The 17431-nt window shown below is 62.4% G+C and carries 16 protein-coding genes; 8 read left to right on the top strand and 8 right to left on the bottom strand.

Annotation, left to right across the window (positions count from 1 at the left end):
- Positions 1–83: 83 nt before the first annotated feature.
- The 4 genes from cls to DOM57_RS02555 form a co-directional block, all read right to left on the bottom strand.
- The gene (cls, locus tag DOM57_RS02570) at positions 84–1505 is read right to left on the bottom strand and encodes a cardiolipin synthase (protein ID WP_110647657.1); all 1422 of its coding nucleotides are present in this window, start codon (positions 1503–1505) and stop codon (positions 84–86) included.
- A gap of 133 nt (positions 1506–1638) precedes the next feature.
- Positions 1639–3144: a fumarate hydratase gene (locus DOM57_RS02565; RefSeq protein ID WP_110647656.1), complete on the bottom strand. Its 1506-nt coding sequence runs from the start codon at positions 3142–3144 to the stop codon at positions 1639–1641.
- A 236-nt stretch (positions 3145–3380) separates the two neighbouring features.
- Positions 3381–5411 carry an excinuclease ABC subunit UvrB gene (gene uvrB, locus DOM57_RS02560; protein ID WP_110647655.1) on the bottom strand — a complete coding sequence of 677 codons (2031 nt, stop codon included), beginning with the start codon at positions 5409–5411 and terminating at the stop codon, positions 3381–3383.
- An 80-nt stretch (positions 5412–5491) separates the two neighbouring features.
- Positions 5492–5689, bottom strand: a complete 198-nt coding sequence (locus DOM57_RS02555) for a copper-exporting P-type ATPase CopA (RefSeq protein ID WP_110647654.1) — start codon at positions 5687–5689, stop codon at positions 5492–5494.
- Between the two features lie 168 nt (positions 5690–5857).
- On the opposite strand from DOM57_RS02555, the gene ygfZ reads away from it, so the two are divergent.
- Complete coding sequence (ygfZ, locus tag DOM57_RS02550) at positions 5858–6904, top strand: CAF17-like 4Fe-4S cluster assembly/insertion protein YgfZ (RefSeq protein ID WP_110647653.1); 1047 nt, start codon at positions 5858–5860, stop codon at positions 6902–6904.
- A 3-nt stretch (positions 6905–6907) separates the two neighbouring features.
- Here the strand turns inward: ygfZ and DOM57_RS02545 are convergent, their stop codons facing one another.
- The 3 genes from DOM57_RS02545 to DOM57_RS02535 all read right to left on the bottom strand — a co-directional run bounded on the left by DOM57_RS02545 (position 6908) and on the right by DOM57_RS02535 (position 9898).
- Complete coding sequence (locus DOM57_RS02545) at positions 6908–7672, bottom strand: TatD family hydrolase (RefSeq protein ID WP_110647652.1); 765 nt, start codon at positions 7670–7672, stop codon at positions 6908–6910.
- Positions 7673–7675: 3 nt separating this feature from the next.
- On the bottom strand, positions 7676–8158 hold the full coding sequence (mscL, locus tag DOM57_RS02540; protein ID WP_110647651.1) for a large conductance mechanosensitive channel protein MscL: 483 nt from the start codon (positions 8156–8158) through the stop codon (positions 7676–7678).
- A gap of 150 nt (positions 8159–8308) precedes the next feature.
- Positions 8309–9898 carry a peptide chain release factor 3 gene (locus tag DOM57_RS02535; RefSeq protein ID WP_110647650.1) on the bottom strand — a complete coding sequence of 530 codons (1590 nt, stop codon included), beginning with the start codon at positions 9896–9898 and terminating at the stop codon, positions 8309–8311.
- Positions 9899–10174: 276 nt separating this feature from the next.
- Between DOM57_RS02535 and DOM57_RS02525 the strand changes: the two genes are divergently transcribed.
- The 5 genes from DOM57_RS02525 to DOM57_RS02505 all read left to right on the top strand — a co-directional run bounded on the left by DOM57_RS02525 (position 10175) and on the right by DOM57_RS02505 (position 13845).
- Positions 10175–11446: an ATP-binding protein gene (locus DOM57_RS02525; RefSeq protein ID WP_110647648.1), complete on the top strand. Its 1272-nt coding sequence runs from the start codon at positions 10175–10177 to the stop codon at positions 11444–11446.
- 37 nt (positions 11447–11483) lie between these two features.
- On the top strand, positions 11484–12020 hold the full coding sequence (locus DOM57_RS02520) for a response regulator transcription factor (protein ID WP_110647647.1): 537 nt from the start codon (positions 11484–11486) through the stop codon (positions 12018–12020).
- A gap of 55 nt (positions 12021–12075) precedes the next feature.
- Entirely contained in the window at positions 12076–12546 is a 471-nt protein-coding gene (locus DOM57_RS02515; protein WP_110647646.1) for a YbaK/EbsC family protein, read from the top strand.
- A gap of 55 nt (positions 12547–12601) precedes the next feature.
- Positions 12602–13423 carry an inositol monophosphatase family protein gene (locus DOM57_RS02510; RefSeq protein ID WP_239496091.1) on the top strand — a complete coding sequence of 274 codons (822 nt, stop codon included), beginning with the start codon at positions 12602–12604 and terminating at the stop codon, positions 13421–13423.
- Positions 13424–13575: 152 nt separating this feature from the next.
- Positions 13576–13845, top strand: coding sequence for a GrxA family glutaredoxin (locus DOM57_RS02505; RefSeq protein WP_110647645.1), 270 nt, complete (start codon positions 13576–13578; stop codon positions 13843–13845).
- Between the two features lie 60 nt (positions 13846–13905).
- On the opposite strand, the gene DOM57_RS02500 is transcribed toward DOM57_RS02505, so the two are convergent.
- On the bottom strand, positions 13906–15219 hold the full coding sequence (locus DOM57_RS02500) for an MFS transporter (protein WP_110647772.1): 1314 nt from the start codon (positions 15217–15219) through the stop codon (positions 13906–13908).
- Between the two features lie 414 nt (positions 15220–15633).
- On the opposite strand from DOM57_RS02500, the gene DOM57_RS02495 reads away from it, so the two are divergent.
- Both DOM57_RS02495 and DOM57_RS02490 read left to right on the top strand, forming a co-directional pair.
- A complete protein-coding gene (locus tag DOM57_RS02495; RefSeq protein ID WP_110647644.1) occupies positions 15634–16509 on the top strand; it encodes an acyltransferase in 876 nt (291 codons plus the stop codon).
- Entirely contained in the window at positions 16449–17339 is an 891-nt protein-coding gene (locus DOM57_RS02490; RefSeq protein ID WP_110647643.1) for a murein hydrolase activator EnvC family protein, read from the top strand. Before DOM57_RS02495 ends, DOM57_RS02490 begins: the two co-directional genes overlap by 61 nt.
- Positions 17340–17431: the final 92 nt, after the last annotated feature.

Below are 17431 nucleotides of genomic sequence, written 5' to 3'. Positions count from 1 at the left end.
TAGCGATCGTTTCCCTTGCATCGTTCAACGACGCCCTTCAAGCGTCGCCCGCGCGTTCAGCGGGTTATCGATGTGCATTGTCGTTATTGCACCGGCGATAGCAAATAGGTCGCCCGCGAAACCACCTTGCGCCAAAGCGGCCGTTCGGCGAGCTCGCGCTCGGTGACCTGGCGGCTGACCGCGAAGTCGCGCTCGAGCATGGCATGAACCTCTGCCGCGAAGCGCTTGTCCGGTACATAGGCGGTCATTTCGAAGTTGAGCCGGAACGAACGATTGTCCAGATTGACCGTGCCCACCATTGCCGTGTGGTCGTCGATCAACAATGTCTTCTGATGCAGGAAACCGGGCTGGTAGCGATAGATCTTGACGCCGTTGCGAATCATTTCCGGCAGAAAAGCGAACGCCGACAGGAAGACCAGCAAGTGATCCGGACGCTCGGGGATCAGCACACGCACGTCGACGCCGCGCAGCGCGGCCAGGATCAAGGCATCCTGGACGCCGTGATCGGGCACGAAATAGGGACTGGTGACCCATAGCCGATGGCGCGCGCCATGAATCGCGTGCTGGACGAGCAGGCTCGCCGTCTCGCGCCCGTCGGCCGGTCCGGAAGGGACGATCGCCACATGCTGGGACTCTTCGCGGATGTTGCGCGTGGTCCAGGTCAACGCCAGGATATCACCGGTCGCCCAGTACCAGTCTTCCCAGAAGGCTTCCTGCAACGCCAGCACGCTCGGCCCCTGCAGCTTGAGATGAGTGTCGCGCCACGGGCCATAACGCTCGACGCAGCCCAGATATTCGTCGGCGATGTTCAGTCCGCCGGTCCAGCCCTCGCGGCCGTCGATGACCATGACCTTGCGGTGGTTGCGGAAATTGACCTGGAAACGGTGGCGCCAGCCGCGCGAGGAATTGAAGGCGCTGACGCGCACTCCCGCCTCCTCGAGATCGCGCAAATACCCTCCGGGCAAACCGCGACTGCCGATTTCGTCATAAAGGAAGTAGACGTTGACGCCGTGCTCGGCCTGATGGATCAGATGCCGCTTGAATGCCAATCCGATCTCATCGGCACGAACGATGAAGAACTGTACCAGGATGTACTCTTCCGCACGCGCGATGCCGTCGAACAGGCTCTCGAAGGTAGCCTCGCCGTCGATCAGCAGATCGGCGCGGTTGCCACGGGTCATCGGCATCATCGCCAGCTGCTCGACGGCACGAATCCGGCCACTGATGGACTCGGGACGCGAGATGTAGGATTCCATGTGCGGGCGGTAGCGCTGGAGAACCTGGCGCAACACGGTGTCGCGCTCGCCCCTGGCGGAAACGTAGCCGTAAAAGCGTGGACGGCCGAAAGTCCAGAAGATCGGCACGGCAATGTAGGGGAAACTGACCAGCGTGACGATCCAGGCAACGGCGCCCTGGGAGGTACGACTGGACATCAACGCGAACACCGCGGTGATGATGCCGGCCACATGAGAGAAGAACAGCAGCGCGCCGATCAGCCACGTCATTCCCGCCACCTCGCGCTGCCTTGCGCCATCGCCTGTTCCCTGCCTGAATCGCTAAGCTAACCAATATCATACCGAAAAAACGAAAGAGCCCCAGAGGGCTCTTTCGCGCTTCGGACATCCCGGTGCTGGAGCATCAGACACGCTCGGCGATGATCTCCTTCCACTTGGCCGGACCGGTCTGGTGAACGGAAGTGCCGAGATGGTCGACGGCGACCGTCACCGGCATGTCTTCGACCTCGAATTCGTAAATCGCTTCCATGCCCAGATCCTCGAAAGCGATGACCTCGGCTTTCTTGATCGCCTGCGCCACCAGATAGGCCGCGCCGCCGACCGCCATCAGATAGACCGCCTGGTTGTCGCGGATCGCCTCGATCGCCATCGCCCCGCGTTCGGCCTTGCCGACCATCCCCAGCAGGCCGGCCTGTTCGAGCATCGTCCGCGTGAACTTGTCCATCCGGGTGGAGGTAGTCGGGCCGGCCGGACCGACCACCTCGTCGCCCACCGGATCGACCGGACCAACGTAGTAGATGAAACGATGCTTGAGATCCACCGGCAGGCTTTCACCCTTGCCCAGCATGTCGACCATGCGTTTGTGCGCGGCATCGCGACCGGTCAGCAGCTTGCCGGAAAGCAGCACGGTATCGCCCGGCTGCCACTCGCGGACATCTTCAGGGGTGATTTCGTCGAGATTGACGCGACGCACGCCCTCGCCCACTTCCCAGGTGATCTCCGGCCAGTCGTCGACTTTCGGTGCCGGCAGCACGGCCGGGCCGCTGCCATCGAGACTGAAATGCACGTGCCGGGTCGCCGCGCAGTTGGGAATGATTGCCACCGGCTTGTTGGCGGCGTGGGTCGGATAATCCTTGACCTTGATGTCGAGCACCGTGGTCAAGCCGCCCAGGCCCTGCGCGCCGATCCCGCTCTGGTTGACCTTGTCGAACAGCTCCAGGCGCAGTTCCTCGGCGCGACTGCTGGCCCCGCGCGCCTGCAGTTCCTGGATGTCGATCGGATCCAGCAACGACTCCTTGGCCAGTTCCATCGCCTTCTCGGCGGTGCCGCCGATGCCGATTCCCAGCATGCCCGGCGGGCACCAGCCGGCCCCCATCTTCGGCAGCTGCTCAAGCACCCAGTCGACCACGCTGTCGGAGGGGTTGAGCATGGCGAACTTGGACTTGGCCTCGCTGCCGCCGCCCTTGGCAGCGACATGGATCTCCAGCGTATCGCCCGGCACCAGCTTGTGATGGATCACCGCCGGGGTATTGTCGCCGGTGTTCTTGCGCTTGCCATCGGGATCGGCGAGTACCGATGCACGCAACACGTTGTCCGGCAGGGTGTAAGCGCGACGCACGCCCTCGTTGATCATGTCGTCAAGGCTCATGTCGGCCTCCCAGCGCACGTTCATGCCGACGTGGACGAAGACCGTGACGATGCCCGTATCCTGGCAGATGGGACGATGACCGGTAGCGCACATCCTGGAGTTGATCAGGATCTGGGCGATGGCATCACGCGCCGCAGGATTCTCTTCCCGCTGGTAGGCCGCATGCATGGCATCGATGAAATCCTTGGGGTGGTAATAAGAGATGTACTGCAGCGCATCGGCCACGCTCTGGATGAGATCCTGCTGACGGATCACGGTCATCACGGTACTCCTGCTGGTCACGGATAACTGCCCGCCGGATCGATCGCCCGCGGGTCGGTAATGTTGAAGCAAAGTTGTCGAAGCAAATTTCGAGCGTTGCCGATCATACCTCACCTGGGAAAACTTGGTAGGTAGGATCAGGAAGTTGGAGAAATAAGATAACGGTATAAAGTCGAAGTTTATAGACTATCGCACAAGCGCAAAGCTTCTCGCTCCGGCGTGGAGCAAATGTACCGTCAGCCGAGTTCCAGCAACCGCGCCTTGAGGGTCTGCAACTGATCGCGCAACTGGGCAGCCCGTTCGAATTCGAGGTTCTGAGCGGCCTCGAACATGCGGTCTTCCAACTTGCCGATCTCCTTGGTCAACTGCGGCGCGTCCATTCGGCTCAGCGCTTCGCGGGTGTACTCTCCCGGCGCCTCGGCAACCAGTTGCTCGGTACGCCTGCGCCCGCCCTTGCGCCCTGGCGCCTGGGCGCCTTCCATGATATCGGCAACCGACTTGGTCACGGTCCGCGGAGTGATCCCATGACGTTCGTTGTGCTCGATCTGCTTGGCCCGGCGCCGTTCGGTCTCGTCGATCGCCCTGCGCATCGAATCGGTGACCCGATCGCCATACAGGATCGCCTTGCCGTGGGCGTTGCGCGCGGCCCGCCCGATGGTCTGGATCAGCGAGCGCTCGGCACGCAGGAAGCCTTCCTTGTCGGCGTCGAGGATCGCCACCAGCGAGACTTCGGGAATATCCAGGCCCTCGCGCAACAGGTTGATGCCCACCAGCACGTCGAACTTGCCCAGGCGCAGATCGCGAATGATCTCGACCCGCTCGACGGTATCGATGTCGGAGTGCAGGTAGCGCACCCGCACGCCATGCTCGTCGAGATATTCGGTCAGGTCCTCCGCCATGCGCTTGGTCAGCGTGGTGACCAGCACCCGCTCGCCGACTTCCAGGCGCAGGCGAATCTCGGAGAGCAGATCGTCGACCTGGGTAGTCGCCGGACGCACCTCGATCTCGGGGTCGACCAGCCCGGTCGGCCGCACCACCTGTTCGACCACCTGCCCGGCATGCTCCTGCTCGTAGGGGCCCGGCGTGGCGGAAACGAAAACCGTCTGCGGCACGATGCTCTCCCACTCCTCGAAGGTCATCGGACGATTGTCCAACGCCGACGGCAGGCGGAAGCCGTATTCGACCAGGGTTTCCTTGCGCGAGCGGTCGCCGCGATACATGCCGCCGACCTGGGGCACGCTGACGTGAGATTCGTCGATGAACAGCAGCGCGTCGTCCGGCAGATAGTCGAAGAAGGTCGGCGGCGCCTGCCCGGGAGCGCGACCGGAGAGATAACGCGAGTAGTTCTCGATGCCGTTGCAGTAACCCAGCTCCAGCATCATCTCGATGTCGTAAAGCGTACGCTGCTCGAGCCGCTGGGCCTCGACCAGGCGCTCGTGCTTGCGCAGATACTCGAGCCGGTCGGCCAGCTCCTGCTTGATGGCCTCGATCGCGCCGAGAATCGTGTCGCGCGGCGTGACGTAGTGGCTTTTGGGATAGATCGTCATCCGTGGTACCTGGCCACGCACTTCGCCGGTCAATGGATCGAACAGCCGGATCGAGTCGATCTCGTCGTCGAACAACTCGACCCGCACGCCTTCGTCCTCGGCATCCGCCGGGAAGATATCGATGACGTCGCCACGCACGCGGTAGGTCCCGCGGCGGAAATCGGCGTCGTTGCGAGTGTACTGCAACTCGGCCAGGCGGCGCAGGAAGCTGCGCTGGTCGATCAGTTCGCCACGGTTGAAGTGCAGGCGCATCTTCATGTACTGCTCGGGATCGCCCAAGCCGTAGATCGCCGAGACCGAGACCACGATCAGCGCATCGCGGCGCTCCAGCAGCGCCTTGGTTGCCGACAAGCGCATCTGCTCGATGTGGTCGTTGATCGAGGCATCCTTCTCGATGAAGGTATCCGACGACGGCACGTAGGCTTCCGGCTGGTAGTAGTCGTAATAGGAGACGAAATACTCGATGGCGTTGTCGGGGAAGAAGCTCTTGAATTCGCCATAGAGTTGCGCCGCCAGCGTCTTGTTGGGCGCCAGCACGATGGTCGGCCGCTGCAGCGTCTCGACCACGTTGGCCATGGTGAAGGTCTTGCCGGACCCGGTCACGCCGAGCAGCGTCTGGTGCGAAAGCCCGGCCTCGAGGCCGCGCACCAGGCTCTCGATGGCGGTGGGCTGGTCACCCGCCGGCCGATACTTCGACTGAATCTTGAAAGGTTTGCTCATGATCAATAATTAGGGTCCGAATCACCGTCCTTCAAGTGGAACACCGGCGGGAAGAGCAAAGGCCCAGACATTTGACTCATTCATTCGGCCGAGATGCCGCCGCCTAGCGACGCCACGGCGCGGATCAGCGCCTCACGACTGACCTTGCCCTCGACCTCGGCCCACTCGCGCCCGATGTCGACACTGTCGACGCCATCCACCATCATCAACGCGCTGGTAACGCGATTGAGATCCTCGGGGGAGGCGACCCCTTTCAGGGTCAGATTGATCTGCGCCATGCTGGATTCTCTACTTTGGTTCAGACAATTCGGGTTCGAGCAATTCAACAGAATAGCACGTCAGGCCACGCCCCTGACGTTGCAATGTCGAAGCGCCGGCTCCATCTTGGAGCCAGTGAACCGACAGCATCGCCGGATGCTGACTCTGCTTTTCGACCGGAGACCCGGATGAACGATTGGATGGCTCACCTCAAGGCCCAGGGCGGCCACCTGAGCGACGATCACAACTGGCAGTTCCCCGAGGATGACCGTCGTCGACCCGACGCCGATGACTGCCTGATCCCTTTGATGCATCTCAAGGTACTGGAGTGCGAGGGTCCGGACGCCGCGCGTTTCCTCCAGGGACAGACCAGTGCCAGTGTCGATCATGCCAATGGTGACTTCGCCCCGCTGACCGCTTTCTGCACCCCGAAGGGTCGCATGCTGGCCAACGCCGAGCTGCTGCGCGTTGCCCCCGAACGTTTCTGGCTGCTGCTCGACGTCTCCCTGACCGAGCCGCTGGCGCAGCAGCTGGGCAAGTACGCCCCCTTCTACAAGTTGACCCTGCGCCGCCGCGACGACCTCGTCTTGTTCGGCGTGATCGGCGCTCCGGCGACGCTGGACCGCAGCGGCCTGCCCGATGCGCCTTGGCATATGGCGCAGCATGAGACCGCCGTGGTGGTGCGCCACCCCGGCGAGCGTCCACGCTGGCTATTCGCGATGGATGAGTCCCACGCCATCGCCGAGTGGAACCACATTTCCGCGGGTGCCCGGCTGGCCGGCAACCGTCTGTGGCGACGTGCCGATATCGATGCCGGCCTGGCCTGGCTGACTGCCGAGCACAGCGATAGTTTCCTGCCGCAGATGATCAACTGGGAAGCGCTGGGCGGGATCAGTTTCCGCAAGGGGTGTTATACCGGTCAGGAAGTCGTTGCCCGCGCGCACTTCCGTGGTCAGGTCAAACGGCGACTGCAGATTGCCACGCTCGAAGGCGTAAAGGCGCCGGCGATCGGCAACGAGATCCGCAACGCCGAGGGCAAACGCGTTGGAGAGGTCTTCCTGGCGATCGCCGATGAACGCGAGCAACGCTGCCGGGTGCTGGCAGTGCTCAATACCGGACTCGAGAACGGTGCCACCTTGACGATCGACGACCGGGTGCTGACGCCCGAGCCCCTGCCCTATCCACTGGAACGTCTCGACCCCGAATCCATCGTGGCAGGTTCAGACAGCACGTAGCGGCTAGCGAGACAGCCCGAACAAGCGCCGGGTGTTATCCGTTGCCTTGGCCGCCACTTCCTCCGGTGCCTGTCCCCGCAACCTGGCGACGTGAGCCAGCGTTTCGGTCAGATAGGCCGGCTCGTTACGCTGCCCCTGGCGCCCCGTCAACGGCATGTCGGGGCTGTCGCTCTCCAGCACATAAGCATCGTCGGGAATCGCGGCCACGCCACGACGCAGACGTTTGGCCCGTTCGTACGTCACCGCGCCACCCAGACCGAGACAGTAGCCGAGTTCGACGAACCGCTCGGCCTGCTGCGGGCTCCCGCCGAAGGCATGGATCAGTCCGCGCGCCGGCAGATCGAGCTGTCTGAGCCGCTTGGCAACCTGATCGTCGGCGTGCACGCAGTGGACGATGACCGGTAGCCGGTGCTGCTTGGCCAATTGGAGCTGGGCCTCGAACAGCGCCCATTGGCGTTCCAGGGTGGCATCGAAGCGTGCATCGATGCCGCACTCGCCAACCGCCAACAATTGCCGTTCCCGGCCCAGCGCCTCGTCCAGTTCGTCCAGGTCGCTGTCGCGATGCGCTTCCACGAAATAGGGATGAAGCCCCAGCGATACGACCACGTCGTCACGCTGCCCCAGCGCCAGCACGTTCGTCCAGCGTTTTCGGGTGGTGGCGGGCACCATGAAACGTTCGACGCCGGCCGCGTGGGCGCGTTCGAAAACGGCTTCGCGGTCGGCGTCGAAACAGTCGAAATCGAGATGGCAATGCGCGTCGAACAACATCGTTCAGGGTGCCGCGGTTTCCGTGATCGACAAGTCCGCCGTGCAGTGGCCGCACTTGGTCGCCTTGATCGGTATGGTCATGAAGCAGTGGGGACATGCCTTGTCGGTGGGCGCCTGGGGTTCGACCGCCTCTTCCCGCTTCATGCGATTGATGCTGCGAACCAGCAGGAAGACCACGAAGGCGACGATGACGAAGCTGATCACCGCGTTCAGGAACAGCCCGTAATCCAGCGTGACCGCGCCGGCCTCCTGCGCCGCAGCCAACGATGCGTATGGCCCGGGCGTTCCCCCTTCCTTGAGCACGACGAAGAAATTGGCGAAATCCACGCCCCCGATCAGCAGTCCCAGAACCGGGTTCATGATGTTCTTGACCAGGCTCTGGACGATCAGGGTGAAGGCACCGCCGATGATGATACCCACCGCCATATCGACGACATTGCCCTTGACCGCGAACTCGCGAAACTCCTTGAGGAACTTGGAAGCCATCGACATTTCTCCTTTTTGGTCGATGTCGCTAAACAGGAACGGACACGCCGCCCGAAGAGTCGGCATTCGCCGATATCGAATGCCTCTGCAAGCATGATTCAAGCCGTCCCCGGCGGCAAGACAGGAAATCCGCCGCGCCTCTCGATGGCCTCAGTGTTCGCGCGTGGCGCGAAATTCGATATCCGGCCAGCGCTCCTGGGTCATCTGCAGGTTGACCCGCGTCGGCGCCAGGTAGGTCAGGTAATCGCCGCCATCCAGCGCCAGGTTGGCGCTCGCCTTGCGCTTGAACTCGTCGAGCTTCTTGGCGTCGTTGCAGTAGATCCAGCGTGCCGTGTTGACGTTGACCGGCTCGTAAATGCAGTCGACCTTGTACTCTTCCTTGAGGCGGTGGGCGACCACGTCGAACTGCAGCGTGCCGACGGCGCCGACGATCAGGTCGTTATTGTCCAGCGGCAGGAAGACCTGGGTGGCGCCCTCTTCGGACAATTGCTGCAGCCCCTTCTGCAGCGCTTTCATCTTCAACGGATCGCGCAGACGCACCCGCCGGAAGAGCTCGGGAGCGAAGTGCGGGATGCCCAGGAAGCGCATGTCTTCGCCGGCGGTGAAGGTGTCGCCGATCTGGATGGTGCCGTGATTGTGCAGGCCGATGATGTCTCCCGGCCAGGCTTCCTCGACATGCGCCCGGTCGGAGGCCATGAAGGTCAGCGCGTCGGCGATCTTGACCTCCTTGCCGATGCGCACATGGCGCATCTTCATGTTGCGCTCGTACTTGCCGGAACAGATACGCAGAAACGCGACCCGGTCGCGATGCTTGGGATCCATGTTGGCCTGGATCTTGAACACGAAGCCGGAAAAACGTGCGTCGTCGGCAACGACCTCGCGGGCGTCGGTTGCCCTTGGCTGCGGTGTCGGCGCGAACTCGACGAACCCGTTGAGCATCTCGCGCACGCCGAAATTGCCCATCGCGGTGCCGAAGTAGACCGGGGTCAGCTCGCCGCGACGATAGGCTTCGAGATCGAAGGCATGCGAAGCCCCACGCACCAGTTCGACCTCCATGCGCAGCTCCTCGGCGGCGCTTTCGCCGAGCACGCGATCCACTTCCTCGCTGTCGAGGCCCTCGATGCGCTTGTCCTCCGGAATCCGGTTGCCCTGCCCCTGGGTATAGAGATGGATGACGTCATCGTAGAGGTGATAGACCCCCTTGAACTGGCGCCCCATGCCGATCGGCCAGGTCATCGGCGCGCACTGGATGTCGAGCACCGTTTCGATCTCGTCCATGACCTCGATCGGGTCGCGGGTCTCGCGGTCCATCTTGTTGATGAAGGTCAGAATCGGCGTGGTGCGCAGACGGCACACTTCCATCAGCTTGATGGTGCGATCCTCGACGCCCTTGGCGCCGTCGATCACCATCAGCGCCGAGTCGACCGCGGTCAGGGTGCGATAGGTATCCTCGGAGAAATCCTCGTGCCCGGGCGTATCGAGCAAGTTGACGATGCGTCCGTTGTACGGAAACTGCATCACCGACGTGGTCACCGAAATGCCGCGCTCCTGCTCCATCTTCATCCAGTCCGAGGTGGCATGGCGCTCGGCGCGCTTGCTCTTGACCGAGCCAGCCAACTGGATGGCGTTCCCGAACAGCAATATCTTTTCGGTGATGGTGGTCTTGCCGGCGTCGGGGTGACTGATGATAGCGAAGGTGCGCCGCAGCGCCGCTTCCTGAACGATTTGACTGTCTGACATGAAGGTTTCACTGGCCAAAGGCGGTGAGTCCGTCGCTCGAACGCGGCGAGCGCAGACCGTGGAGTATCGAAGCTGGCGGGATTGTACGCGCTGAACCGGCCAAGTTGTAGCGCTCCCCGGCCAGCGGTAACAGGAAGCCCTGCGACAATCGGGCGCCGGTCAATGACGACCGATACGCCACTCGGCGCTCACGCATCTTGCCGACGTGCGTTACCATAACGTCAAAGACGACGTCGCCGCCTCCTTGGCGCCGCTTCAATCGGTCCTGGAGAGATCATGCTGCAGCCGCTTCCACTATCGACCCCGAATCGCAACTTGGTTCGGCTGACGATCGTTCGCGGCATCACCTGGACCGGATTTCTCGCCGCGATCATCTTCGGCATCGAGGTGCTGGAGTTTCAGCTGCACGTGCTGCCGATCATCAGCGTGATAGTTGCCATGGGTCTGTTCAACGTCGCCACCTGGTGGCGGCTGGGCAGACCGCGAGCGGTAACCGATACCGAATACCTGCTGCACTGGCTGGTCGATATCGCCGGTCTCAGCCTGCTTTTCTATTATACGGGCGGGTCGACCAATCCGTTCATCACCTATTTGCTGGTACCCTTGGCGATCGCGGCTTCCACGCTGCCCTGGTCCTACGCCTGGATCATCGCCTTCGCGGCCACCGCCAGCTACACCTTCATGATGCTGTTCTACGAGCCGGTCCCGCAGCTCGTCAACCTCATCGTGGTGCCGGGCATTCAGCTGCACACCTTGGGGATGTGGCTGAACTTCATCCTTTCCGGTGGCCTGCTGACCTACTTCATCTTCAAGATGGCGTACACGCTGCGCCGTCGCGACATGACGCTGTCACGCACTCGCGAGGCGGCGCTGCGCAACGAACAGATCCTGGCGGTGGCGACACAGGCCGCCGGCACGGCTCACGAGCTCGGAACGCCATTGTCGACGATGGCCGTGTTGCTCAACGAAATGCGCCATGAAGCGGCCGGCCAGCCCGCACTGCAGGAAGATATCGATCTGCTGCGCAAGCAGGTCGATACCTGCAAGCAACGGCTGCAGAACCTGGTTGCCAGTGCCGATCGGCGGCGGCTGGAAAAGCCCGAAACCCTGAAGGCGACGCCTTGGCTGGAAGCGCTGATCCAACGCTGGCTGGTGCTGCGTCCCGATGTCCATCACAAGCTGGAGGTTCTCGGCCGGCGGGGGCAGCCCTGGATCGCCGTCGACGCTACGCTGGAACAGGCAATGATCAACCTGCTCAACAACGCCGCCGATGCCAGCCCGCATTCGGTCGTCACCAGTCTCGACTGGGATGCCGAGGAGATCGTGATCGACATTCGCGATCACGGCCCGGGCGTGCCGATGTCGATCGCCGACCAGTTGGGCGACACCTTCGTCTCCACCAAGAGCAAGGGAATGGGTATCGGGCTGTTCCTGACCCACGCCACCGTCAATCGCTTCGGCGGCGGCGTGAGTCTCTACAACCACGAGGAAGGCGGTACGCTGACCGAGGTCAAACTGCCGCGGGTGAAAGCCGGTGAGAGCATGTAACGCGAGCTCCCGCCTTTTTGCATTGAGGAAAGAACCGATGAGTGATCAGGAACGCCTGCTGATCGTCGACGACGACGAGCAATTCTGCTTTGTCATGGAGCGCGCCATGCGCCGCCGAGGCTACGATGTCATGGTCGCTCACACCCAGGACCAGGCGTTGGCAGCCGCCAGGGAAGCCCCGCCCGCGCTGGCGACACTCGACTTGAAGCTGGAATCCGAGTCGGGCCTGAAACTGCTGCCCGCCCTGCTGGAGATCGCTCCCGCCTGCCGTGTCGTCGTGCTCACCGGCTATTCGAGCATCGCCACCGCCGTGGAAGCAATCAAGCTCGGCGCGGTCAACTACCTCTGCAAGCCGGCGGATGCCGACGAAATCCTGCATGCGCTGGAGCGCGAAAGCGGCGATGCCGATGTCGATATCGCCGACAACCCGCCGTCGGTCAATCGGGTGACCTGGGAACACATTCAGAAAGTGCTGCAGGAACACGACGGCAATATTTCGGCCACCGCCCGCGCGCTGGGCATGCACCGGCGCACGCTGCAGCGAAAATTGCAGAAACGTCCGGTCAGGCGCTGACGCTTCCGCCCGCCGGATGACAATAACTCCAAGGAAACAGCCGTAAGGACGATATATGAGCCTGGAAAGTGTCCGCGAATTCTTAGCCACTCATGCCCCGGATCTGCACATCATCGAACTGCAAACCAGCACCGCTACCGTGCAGGAAGCGGCGGCGGCTCACGGCGTGTCACCGGCGACGATTGCCAAGACACTGACGCTCAAGGTCAACGACCAGCCGCTGCTGCTGGTTGCCAGCGGCGATGCCCGCCTCGATAACCGCAAGCTGCGCGAAGCCTTCGGCGCCAAGACAAAGATGCTGCCGGCGGATCAGGTCGAGGCATTGACCGGCCACCCCGTCGGCGGCGTCTGCCCTTTCGGTCTTGCCGCGCCGCTACCGGTCTACTGCGACCAGGGCCTGCAGGCCTTCGACGAGGTCCTGCCTGCGGCAGGCGCGACCAACAGCGCCATCCGCATCGCGCCTCGACGACTGGCGGCGCTGACCGACGCGCAGTGGGTCGACGCTTGCCGCCGCCCTGACGAGTGATGCTCACCCGGCATACACTTACGATTCCGATCCCTTTTATGCACAGGAGCCCAATGTGGACCATCACCAGCGACTCGAGCAGATGATGCGGATCGCGCGTCAGGCCGGCGACAAGATCGTCCAGGCCCGGCGCCAACAGAACTTCTCGCATCAGTACAAGGGCGGAGACGAGCTGGTAACGGAGGTGGATGTCGCCGTCGACCGGCTGATCGCCAACGAGCTCGAGGCCTTGTTCCCCGGAGAGCCCAGGCTGACCGAGGAGCTGTCGCCGGATCGCAGCCAGCTGGAACAATGCGGCGCGCTATGGGTCGTCGATCCCATCGACGGCACGGTCAACTTCGCCTACGGACAGGTGCACGTCGCCGTGTCGATCGCCTGGGCGATGGATGGCGAGGTCCAGTTGGGCGTGGTTCATGCCCCCTTCCTGAACGAAACCTTCACCGCCATTCGCGGCGAAGGCGCCCATGTAAACGGCGGGGCCATCGCCTGCAGCCAGGTGGACACGCTCGAACGCAGCCTGGTCGGCACCGGTTTTCCCTATTCCCGCGACAAGCGGACCCCGCTCGTCCGACGGCTCGATCACGTGGTCCACGTCTGCCGCGACATTCGACGCAACGGCTCCGCCGCTCTCGACCTCTGCCATGTCGGATGCGGACGGCTGGACGCCTATTACGAAAGCGTTTCGCCCTGGGACTTCGCCGCCGGCTTGCTGATTGCCCGAGAAGCCGGCGCCCGCACCGGCCATCTCTATGACTGTCCGGCAGGACTGCCAGCGGAACTCTATGGCGAGAACCTGCTGGTTTCCGCTCCCGCCATTCATGGTGACCTGGCTCGGCTGCTGCGCCATGCCGACGCCGGTGGACAGCCCGGGGAATGATCGAAGATTAATGGCCGCCGCCACGGATTCGACTATAGTAGTCCCCAATGGAGTACGTAGTGAGTCTCTATTGGCAGACCCGGGTTTAATACGAAAGAATAACCCCCACTTTGGATATTGGTTTTTAATATCCTGCGACAGGAGAATCATTGATGCTGACCGTCATTTTCGGCCGCCCTGGCTGTCCCTTCTGCGTCCGCGCCAAGGAGCTGTCCGAGAAGCTCAAGGAAGCCCGCGACGACTTCGAGTTCCGCTACATCGACATCCACGAAGAAGGTATCACCAAGGCCGACATGGAAAAGACGATCGGCAAGCCGGTGGAAACCGTACCTCAGATCTTCGTCGATCAGACGCATATCGGTGGTTTCACCGAGTTCGATCAGTATGTACGCGACCAGGCGCTACTGCCCGAAAGCGCCTGAGTACTGGATTGGCATGCACCTTCGAAAGCCGGCACTCGCCGGCTTTTTCGTATCCGCTCGTCAAGCCGGGCTACGCGCCGGTTCGTCAGCTTCTTCCTGCACGCCTTCCAGATCGAGCTCGTACTGCCAAGGGCCATGGCGTGGATCCAGCTCGCTGATGTAATGCGTCGACTCCACCAGCGGCACCAGCGGGGTATAGGGCTCCTGCTCCTCCGGCGCCTTGACCGGCTCGCGGCGCCATAGCCGATAGGCGATGAACAACGCCAGCGACATCGCCGAGCCACCCAGGAATAGCCATAGACCGTCCGGGCCCAGGCTCTCCATGAGCAACGAGGCACTGAAAGGTCCGACCACCGACCCCACGCCGTAACAGATCAGTATTTTGGCATTGGCCTGGATCGTCTCTTCCGGTTCCAGCCAATCGTGGGTGTGCGCCAGACTCAACGAGTACAGCGTGTGCAACATGGCGGTATGGAAGCTGGCGATGAATACCAGCAGCCAGTAGCTCGAACGCGCGGCAACCGTGATCAAGGCGCCCGAAACGGTCATCACCACCGCCATGCAGAGGATGACCTTGCGTCGATCGAAACGGTCCGAGACGCGGCCGAGCGTCCACTGCGCGATAAGCGCCACCAATGTCGTGATCGACATGAACTGAGCGGTCTGCGCGGTGCTGAGCCCGATTTCCTGACCGTAGTATGGCGTCATGGCGAAGAACGCCTGCACCATCATTCCCGCCACGAAAGCACCGACAAGTCCCACCGGCGCCCGCGAAAACAGCGTACGCAGCGAGATCTTGGCGGAGACATCATGACTCGAGCGCAGCGGCCCCTGAATACGGTGGATCGACAGCGGCACCAGCGACAAGGCGAACAGGATGCCGGCAACCGAAAACAGGACGAAGGTTCCCGGATCGGCCATGTTGAGCATCCACTGGCCACCGGCCAGGGACAGCGTCGAGATCACTAGATACCACCCCAGCACCCGTCCGCGGTTCTCGTTGGTCGACTCTCCCGAAACCCATGACTCCATCACCATCAACAATCCCGCGGTCGCCGCCCCGCCGAACAGCCGCCATACCAGCCAGGCCCAGGGATCGACCCAAAGACCATGCAGCATCGCCGTGGCCGCCAGCAGCGCCGCGCAGGCCGCAAAGACGCGAATATGGCCGACACTGCGGATTCGCTTCTCCAGCCAGTAGCTACCGGCGACGAAACCCAGCGAGAAGCAGGACATCAACAGACCCGCCATCTGTGACGGGAAGGCTTCCAGCGACATGCGCACGCCGAGCAGCGTCATGATCAGTCCGTGACCGAGCAGGAAGCTGATCTCGCAAAGAAACAGAATGGGCAGAGTCGCGGGTAATGAGCGCAACGGCATCTCCAGCGAAAGGCAACGAAGAACGGATGTCGACGATCACGCATCGTCGCGAGCCGAAAAGGCAAACTCCGTATCGAACAGAGTTGAAAGTGCCGAAATTCTAGCAATTCTTGGACGTTTTTGCCGCCCAATGGACCGCCAATGGGGCGATACCAAGCGACACAAATTATTCACATCTTCTGTGGATAACGCTGTGCATTTCCGGTGGCCGGTGGCGACGATTGCAGCGCTTGCCGGAGCTGCTCTTAGATTGGTCAGATTTTCGTCAACGTTTTCCCGCCATCTCGGCTCCGACGCGGCCTGACGAATCTCATGCTAGCCGCTGATGCCAGTGGCCTCATACTCGCCACGCTGTGCACCCTGACGACATTCCAGTAACATTGAGCCAAGTCATTGATGGAGAATGGCATGTCGACCCTGAAAGGGTTCGTCAGCGTACTGCTGCTGATCATTGGTACGCTGTTCTGGGGAGTTCCGCTGATCGCGCTGACCCTGTTGAAGATAGTGACGCCAACGCGTCGCTGGCGCCGGTTCGTGCTAGGTGGCCTGCATCGAATAGCGCTGGCCTGGGTGCGCACCAACAACTGCTGGATACGCTACTGGATCCGTCCCCGGATTCGCAGCGAACTTCCCGACGACCTCTCCCCTCGCCAGTGGTGGCTGGTGATTGCCAATCACCAGAGCTGGACCGACATCATCGTCATGCTATACGTGCTTACCGGGCGCCTGCCGATGCCGAAATTCTTTCTCAAGCGCGAGTTGATTCTCGTGCCGATCGTCGGCCTGGCATGCTGGGCCCTGGAGTTCCCTTTCATGCGGCGATACAGCCGCGAGAAGCTCGCCCGCAATCCACGCCTTGCCGAGCGCGACCGTCTGGCGACCCAGCGCATGTGCGAGCATGCCCGGGAGATGCCCATGGCGATCTACAACTTCGTCGAGGGAACACGCTTTACGCCAGCCAAACAGCACCGCCAAGCCAGTCCCTATCGACACCTGTTGCGGCCCAAGGCGGGAGGCATCGCTCAGGTCATCGGGCTGCTTGGCTCGCGACTCGACGGGATCCTCGACATCACGCTTCATTATCGGCGCCAGCCCCCTAATTTCTGGGATTTTCTCTGTGGTCGTGAGTCAGGCGTCGCCATCGTGGCGAGGTGCCTCGACAGGCCGGCATGGATGCTGGAGGGTAGCTATGACGATGCCGATTACAAGGAACGTTTCTATACATGGTTGAATATATTGTGGCAGGAAAAAGACGCAGCGCTCTCCTCCTACTCCTGGCGCTGATGCTGTTGCTGGGCGGATGCGCCGGTGGCGGTGGCATCAGCGGCTCCAGCGGAGGCGGCTGGGTCGTCGTGCAGCGCGGCGATACGCTCGGCAAGATCGCCAGCCAGGCGGACATTCCGTTGTTGCGGCTGCAGCGTTTCAACCCTGGGGTCGATTCTCGTCGTCTGGCTGTCGGCCAGCGGCTGATGCTGCCGTCGCAGCAGGAACGCGCGCCTGGCGGCGGCCCCTATCGTTACCAGGTTCGGCGCGGCGATACGCTTTACTCGATCGCCCGCTACTTCGGTAGCGACCCGCAACGCGTTCAAGCGGCCAATGCCGGTATCGATCCCTCTCGACTCGAAGTCGGACAGCTGATTCAAGTGCCGCTGGGCGGCGGTGGGTCGAGTCGTGCCGCGAGTACCAGGGCGGCGCCGGCCGCTTCGCGCAGCCTGCCCGATCCCGGGCCGCTGCCCGGGTCGGCGCACGGCTGGGGCTGGCCGTTGGACCAATACCGCATCGAGCGCCATTTCGGACGCGACGCGCATGGTACGCTGCAGCCAATGCTGCTATCGACCTCGGCACCGGCCCAGGCCAAGGCGACCGCCCCCGGCACGGTGCGATTCGCCAGCGGAATGCGCCAGCTCGGCCAGGTCGTGATCCTCCATCATGCCGACAACATGCAGAGCGTCTACGCCTTCTGCGGCCAGCTACGGGTATCCGAAGGCCAATCGGTCAAGCAAGGCACGCCGCTGTGCGATATCGGCCGGGACGAGAGCGCCAATGCCTATCATCTGCTGTTCGATCTTCGTCACGGCGGCAAGCCCGTGGATCCGGCGCGCGTGCTACGCTAGTCAATATGAACGATGTCACGCAATCGTCATCACAATGACGCATTGACGTCATTGGCGGTGCGCAGGATCTAGACAGGATCAACACGGCAGGG

It is taken from the genome of Salinicola peritrichatus (genome assembly GCF_003206715.1).
GTDB classification, from domain to species: domain Bacteria; phylum Pseudomonadota; class Gammaproteobacteria; order Pseudomonadales; family Halomonadaceae; genus Salinicola; species Salinicola peritrichatus.
Note: the sequence above shows the minus strand (reverse complement) of the source record. Positions and strands in the feature narration are given on the sequence as shown.